This is a genomic window from Bradyrhizobium sp. 164, assembly GCF_023073715.1.
Classification (GTDB): Bacteria; Pseudomonadota; Alphaproteobacteria; order Rhizobiales; family Xanthobacteraceae; genus Bradyrhizobium.
Window position 1 is genome coordinate 1 of sequence record NZ_JADPKA010000089.1, and the last position, 6,428, is coordinate 6,428.

Sequence of the window (6,428 nt, forward strand, 5' to 3'; positions counted from 1 at the left end):
GTTGTTCGGCAGTCTTCATCGGTACGAACCGCATCGTCGGACGGGTGACAGCCTCACAAATGGCTTCTGCATCCGCCATGTCGGTCTTATTTCGTTTGAGTAGAGTCGAGGAGAGGCGCGGTGATGCGCTTGTTGCGCGTTCCGTTTCCTCTCCCCGCTCATCAAACCGGACGTGCAGTTTTCCCGCATCCGGCTTTCCGACAGGTTTCGTCACAAGCCGCACGTCGGCGACACTTTGCGCACGCGGTTCAGCACGAGTACGCCAGGGTTCCCATAGATCTGATCAGAGAACCGTCTGACGCCACGTCCTGGCGTCTTATGTCGTCTGCGCAGAAAGGCGAGCACGCGGTCGAAGACGTGTCGATCAACGGCCTGATGAGCCGTAGCAAGAGAGCCATAGCTGAAGTAAGCGGACCAGCCGCGCAGAAGGCGGTTCAGTCGTGCCTGTACTTCGGGCCAAGCGCCCTTGTTGCCCGGCGTCAGCAGCTCGCTGACCTTCCTCTTGATCCGCAGCACGCTTTTCTTGGACGGAGCCGCGCCAAGATACCACCGTCCCCCATTGCGGAAGCGGCGGGGTCCGAGCGTGTACCCAAGAAAGTCAAAGCTTTCCAATCGGGCATTCTTCACCGAGGTTTTAGTCTCGTTGAGCGTCAACCCAAGCTTGGTCATCACCGCTTTCGTCCACGTCAATGCCTCCTCCGCGTGGCCGCGGCTGAGAATGACGAAGTCGTCGGCATAGGAGATAACCTGGGCATGGAATGCTTCACGCCGACCGCTGAGACGCCAATGTTTCAGGAACCGGTTCATGTAGATGACGGAGAGCAGCGGACTGATGACACCGCCCTGTGGCGTGCCACGCTTGTTGCTCTTACCGCCGCTCATGCGCCGTTTCCCATCGCTATCCCGCTCCTCGACCGGTACTCGCAGCCATAACTTAATCATCCGCAGCACATTCCGGTCGACGATGCGTCGGGCCACCGATTTGAGGAGGTCCGAGTGCGGAATCGTGTCGAAATATTTCGACAAATCGGCGTCAACAACGTCCGTGTAGCCCCGGCACACAAGCCGGTGCACTTCCTTGACTGCATCGACCGCGCTGCGACGCGGGCGATATCCATAAGCACCGTTCTCAAAATCCGCCTCGAAGATCGGCTCCAACACGATCTTTGCGGCAGCTTGGACGACCCGGTCCCGGATTGTTGGGATACCGAGTGGACGTTCGCCGCCGCCGGGCTTCGGGATCATCACCCGCCGCACCGGATCGGGCCGGTAAGTCTTCGTGACGAGTTCATCGCGCAGGCCGGCCAACCATGCTTCGAGTCCCGACGCGTCGATTTGCTCGAAAGTTGTTCCGTCCACTCCTGGCGCACCCGCGTTGGCGCGGGCCAGCTTGTAGGCATGGTTCAGAATGTCCTCGCGGCAGATCTTGTCGTACAGCACGTAGAAGCGGAAGGCAGGCTCCGCCTTCGCCTTGCAATAAAGCTTTCTCTGAAGGCTCCTGATCTTATCGGGCGTTTCAAGGCTCATCGCCAATCGACCCTTCCCCTCGCCATCTTCAAAAGCGCACCTGAAGTCAGGGTCCTTTCCTCCACCGGAATTACCCGGTTTCATCGGTACCTATGACCCTGTCCGACTCCCATCCGGTCCATCGACTACTCAATGCTGAAGGCGCGACCTTCGACCAAGACGGGTCTCCCCCGATTACCCGCACTACCTTTCCAGCGTGCCATGCCCATTACCCCGGTGAACCAGACAGGTGCATGTGTCGATTGCTTCCCTGTCCACACGGCCTTCCCCGCCATACGATCGGGTCGGCATTCACATCGTAACTTTCGAGGCGTGCTCAGACTTCACTCACGTTACGGCCCGCTGGATTGCTCGGCCGCCCAAGGCGACCTTTGTCACGAGGCTTCGGTCCGTCCGATTGCTCGTCCAAACCGCTCGTCAGCTACCAGATCAATCGACAATTCTCTGGGTGGATCCTTCCTCCACTGGTAATACGCGCCGTCGGGGCGCACCATAAGGCTTCACATAGGCCGGTGGCATCATGCGGACCGAATGCCCCAGCGCCGCGATTTCGCGCGCCCAATGATGTGCACTCGCACAAGCCTCCATGCCGACCAGGCAAGAGGGGAGCGCTCGAAAGAACGGCAGCACCTGCGATCGTCGCAACATGCGGCGAACCAATACTCTCCCGTCGCTGCCGATCCCGTGCACTTGGAAGATCGACTTGGCCAAATCCAAACCTACTGTGATAATCTTCTCCATTGGAACGGTCCTTCCTTTGTGGCGCCTCTCGAAGCGACCACGTTAGGCACTTTTGATGCCGGTTCGAAGGGCCGTTCCACACCATCATTTCTGATGAAGTTCGCCGGCGACTGTGGTTCTTCAACGGAGAATCGGCGCCATGCGGACTGGCTTTCGAATTTCATCGCTAGTACCGAGTGGTTTGGTGTTTGATGGCGTAAGTGATTCAGAGGATTCGGTTATTCTGGCTGTTCGGTCAGAGGCTGCGGAGGCCCAGTGCCCTTTGTGCGCGACAGCATCGCGCCGAATCCATAGCCGTTACATCCGGCACGTGGCCGATTTGCCATCAGCGGGCAGAAAGGTGCGCCTCCGATTGCTCACGCGGCGCTTCAAATGTGAGGTGCCGCATTGCCGCCGGCGGATCTTCGCAGAGCGGTTCGGAGAAGACATCGTCTCGCTTCGACGGCGCCGGACGGCGCGGCTGGAATACATCGTCCATCACTTGGGGTTGGCGCTCGGCGGGCGGCCGGCGGCAAGCTTCGCCAAGCGGCTCATGCTGCCTGTCAGCAACGATACCTTGCTACGGGTGGTCCGCCGGCGGACGGCGATGCCGACAGATCCATTGCTTGTTGTGGGCATCGATGACTGGGCGTTCCGGAGAAACCATCGATACGGGACGATCGTGTGCGATTTGGAGCGTCGGCGGATCGTTACCCTGCTGCCCGACAGGGAAACTGCGACCATTCGGGCGTGGCTATCGAAGCACCCAACGATCAACATCGTGTCGCGAGATCGCGGTGGTGGATACGGCGAGGCAGCAGCCAAGGCGCTGCCGAACGCCATCCAAGTCGCTGACCGCTGGCATCTGATGGAAAATGCGAGCGCGGCCTTCCTTGATGCGGTGCGCCGCTCCATGAACAGAATCCGAACCGCAATCGGAGCGACGACGATCAACCCGGAATTGCTGACCTGTGCGGAAAAGCTGCGCTATCAGGGCTATCTGCGGCGTCAGGACAGCCATGCCGTAATTACGGCTCTCGTCAGCGACGGCGTGCCACTCAAAGAGATCGTCCGCCGCACAGGACATAGTCGCAATCTGGTTCGCCAAATTAGCCGCGGCGGCGGTACGGATATGTTCCGCACCCGTCAAAGCACCCTGGACGGACATCTGCCGTTCCTGGACGCGCAGTGGTCAGTCGGCTGTCGCAACGGTGCCGAGCTCTGGCGGCGCTTGAGGGGACAAGGCTTCAAGGGATCGCTACGCGTGGTGGCGGAATGGGCGACGCGACGGCGGCGTGCCGAGACTATCAGCCATCAACAATTGCAGAAGGTCCCCGCCGCCAGGACGATAGCGCAGCTGATGACGACGAAGCGCGACCACCTAACCAGGGCCGAGACCGTCACGGTTGCGGTCATCGAACGAGACGTCCCTATGCTGGCCGATGCGCAAGCTCTCGTTGGTCGCTTCTACGCGATGATCCGAAAGAAGGCCGAGATGGAGCTCGAACCTTGGATTGATGAAGCCAAGCGGAGCCTCATTGCCTCGTTCGCGAATGGAATCGCCAACGATAAGGGCGCGGTGCACGCCGCTATTACGGAACGCTGGTCCAATGGCCAAGTGGAAGCTCAGATCACCAAGCTCAAGCTGGTCAAACGGCAGATGTACGGGCGCGCTAAGCTCGATCTACTTCAAGCCAGGCTGATTGGCGCGCCATAAACACAATCACGATCATCGAATATGCGTCAGAGCCCCGATTGGATGCCGATCACCCCGAAAACGGGGTCCTTATTCCATGCCGAAACACACCGTAGTAGCCGTAGTGTCCACGCAGAACGGCGGCGAACCACTCGTGCTGCGTGGCCAGTGACTCGTGCATGAGCCGCCAGGCGTCCTGGCGCAACGCCGTCAGCTTGCGCGTCAGGCGTTTCCCTTCCGTCTTGTGCTTCACGATAAACCGGCCGTCCCGGGTCCGCCCGCAGTAGTGGGTGAAGCCGAGGAAGGCGAAGGTCTCGGGTCGCCGCTCGCCGCGCCGCTGACGTGAGGGGGCCGCGAACCGGCCGAACTCGATGAGCCGCGTCTTACCCTCATGACGCATCAGGCCAAAGCTGGCCAGCCGCACCTTGAGGGCCAAGAGCATCTCCTGCGCATCCGCCTTGCTCTCCAAGCCCATGACGAAGTCGTCGGCATAGCGCACAGTCACAACGCGACCGCGTGCATGGCGACGACGCCATTGGTGGGCCCAGAGATCGAGGACGTAGTGCAGGAAGACGTTGGCGAGAAGCGGGCTGATGCCCGCCCCTTGCGGGGCACCCCTGTCCGTTTCTTGCTTCTCGCCGCTCTCAAGAACGCCGGCCCGCAGCCACAGCCCGATGAGCCGCAAGATACGGGGATCGGCGATCTGTGCGCCACCATCCGCAACAGCCACTCGTGGTCGACCGAGTCGAAGAAGCTGCGTATGTCGGCATCGAGCACCCAGTTCACACGCTGGCTCATGATCGCCGTATGCAGGGCATCAAGCGCCATATGAGGATTCCGCCCCGGCCGGAAGCCGTAGGAGAACCCGAGGAAGTCGGCCTCGTAGACGGCGCTCAACACCTCGGCCACCGCGCTTTGGACGATCTTGTCCTCTAGCGCCGGCACACTGAGAGGTCGCTTACCGCCATCGGCTTTGGGGATGTAGACTCGCCGCACCGGCTGTGGCCGGTAGCGACCTGTGGACCCGTCCGCAGAGGTCGCGGTTCCGTGAGCCCGTCTTCGTACTTCGTCACCGTTACCCCGTCGACCCCCGCGCTGGCCTGCCGCTTTTGTCGTCGAAACGCCCGAAGCAGAGCGTCCTCCTCGATGTGGTGCAGCAAGGCTGTGAACCGGGTTTGGGCAGCCTGCTTGGCCGCCGCGTTCACCCGATCGAGTTCGGCGGCAAGGCAACCCGACTCTGTGTCCGGACCCTGACCTTCTCGCGCGGGCTCCTCTCGGGCCGGCCCCTTCCCTCCATACGTCTCGTTTCCTTCGACGACTTCACAGGTACTATGGACCAGTCCGACTCCCGACCTCAGCTCGGACCGCGGCTCTGGCTGTGCCTTGCCGCTGTCCCCCACTGGAGACCAATCCAATGGACCCCGTCGGGCCTCTCATGTTCCGTTGATTGCCTTCCGTGATGCGGCCATCGACCCCGACGGAGCGGCATCGTCTCGCATAACGGCGATGCTCATGCTGCCTTCCTGACTAGGGAACACACTCGTCCTCCGCGAACATCCACCTTTCGAGGCTCATTCCCGCACCTCGCATGGCTCCTGTCTACACTTCAGACCTCGCGTTACCGCGACGCCCGCAAGACTCGGTCCCGGGTTGCCTGCTTCGGCTTTGGCCGGATGGGACTTCCACCCACATGCACTCATCAGCTTGGCATGACGTACTCCCCAGTGGTGGTGTAGCTCGGTAGAGCAAAGCCGTCCGCACGCGCGCCCTCCAATAGCGCCGTAGCGGGCGGACGGCTTTGCGGTGGTCACCGGCAATTCGCCGGTAGGGTCGGGTTGCTGACACCAACCTCATTCGAGGAACCACCGATGACCGACGAGATGATGAACCTTCGCGCGCTCGTGGAGAAGGCCCCAGACGCGGACTTGCTGCGCGAGATGATCGGCTTTGCCGCCCAGCGCCTGATGGAGCTGGAGGTCGCCGGGCTGACCGGCGCGGCCTATGGCGAGAAGAACGCCGAGCGCCTGGCGCAGCGCAACGGTTACCGTGACCGGACCTGGGAGACCCGCGCCGGCGCGGTCGAACTGCGCATCCCCAAGCTACGTGCGGATTCCGCTCGATCGGACCGCGCTACTACAATTAGGAGATCATCCCTTGCTCACCCATCCGACACTCGACCGCCTCAGCGCCCTCGGCCTCCACGGCATGGCCAAGGCCTTCGCCGACATCGAAGCCACCGGTGAGGCCGCAAGCCTCGGTCACGCCGAATGGCTTGCGCTGCTGCTCGAACGTGAAGCCTCGCTGCGGCACGACAAACGGCTCGCCACCCGCCTGCGCTACGCCAAGCTGCGCCAGCAGGCGTGCGTCGAGGACATCGACTACCGCATGCGCGGCGGCGATCAGGGTGAGACTCCAGCGACAATCAAGGTGAGACTGCGCCGATGGGGACGGACCGAAGGGAGGGCGTAGCCCGACCGGAGGACCG

At 61.7% G+C, this 6,428-nt stretch carries 3 protein-coding genes and 5 pseudogenes; 3 read left to right on the plus strand and 5 right to left on the minus strand.

The genetic code is table 11. The features are described 5' to 3' along the window. The 3 genes and pseudogenes from IVB01_RS27215 to IVB01_RS27225 form a co-directional block, all read right to left on the minus strand. Positions 1 to 100 (minus strand): annotated as a pseudogene (locus IVB01_RS27215) (IS110 family transposase); the annotation flags it as partial. A gap of 110 nt (positions 101 to 210) precedes the next feature. Then, positions 211 to 1,527, minus strand: coding sequence for a group II intron reverse transcriptase/maturase (gene ltrA, locus IVB01_RS27220; protein WP_247334514.1), 1,317 nt, complete (start codon positions 1,525 to 1,527; stop codon positions 211 to 213). A 492-nt stretch (positions 1,528 to 2,019) separates the two neighbouring features. Continuing rightward, positions 2,020 to 2,268 (minus strand): annotated as a pseudogene (locus IVB01_RS27225) (IS110 family transposase); the annotation flags it as partial. A gap of 139 nt (positions 2,269 to 2,407) precedes the next feature. Between IVB01_RS27225 and IVB01_RS27230 the strand changes: the two are divergent. Beyond that, positions 2,408 to 3,964 (plus strand): ISL3 family transposase, encoded by a 1,557-nt coding sequence (locus IVB01_RS27230; RefSeq protein WP_247495001.1) that lies wholly within the window; start codon positions 2,408 to 2,410, stop codon positions 3,962 to 3,964. 49 nt (positions 3,965 to 4,013) lie between these two features. Here the strand turns inward: IVB01_RS27230 and IVB01_RS35375 are convergent, their stop codons facing one another. Further along, entirely contained in the window at positions 4,014 to 4,673 is a 660-nt protein-coding gene (locus tag IVB01_RS35375) for a reverse transcriptase domain-containing protein (RefSeq protein WP_346659349.1), read from the minus strand. A 38-nt stretch (positions 4,674 to 4,711) separates the two neighbouring features. Then, positions 4,712 to 4,939 (minus strand): annotated as a pseudogene (locus IVB01_RS35765) (reverse transcriptase/maturase family protein); the annotation flags it as partial. Positions 4,940 to 5,811: 872 nt separating this feature from the next. Between IVB01_RS35765 and IVB01_RS27240 the strand changes: the two are divergent. Beyond that, positions 5,812 to 6,048: pseudogene (locus IVB01_RS27240) on the plus strand (transposase); the annotation flags it as partial. 49 nt (positions 6,049 to 6,097) lie between these two features. After that, a pseudogene (locus IVB01_RS27245) lies at positions 6,098 to 6,346 on the plus strand (ATP-binding protein); the annotation flags it as partial. Between the last annotated feature and the right edge of the window lie 82 nt (positions 6,347 to 6,428).

Bases quoted from the DNA above. Each gene is read 5' to 3' on its own strand.
- ltrA (WP_247334514.1), bottom strand. From the start codon at position 1,527: ATGAGCCTTGAAACGCCCGATAAGATCAGGAGCCTTCAGAGAAAGCTT.
- IVB01_RS27230 (WP_247495001.1), top strand. From the start codon at position 2,408: ATGCGGACTGGCTTTCGAATTTCATCGCTAGTACCGAGTGGTTTGGTG.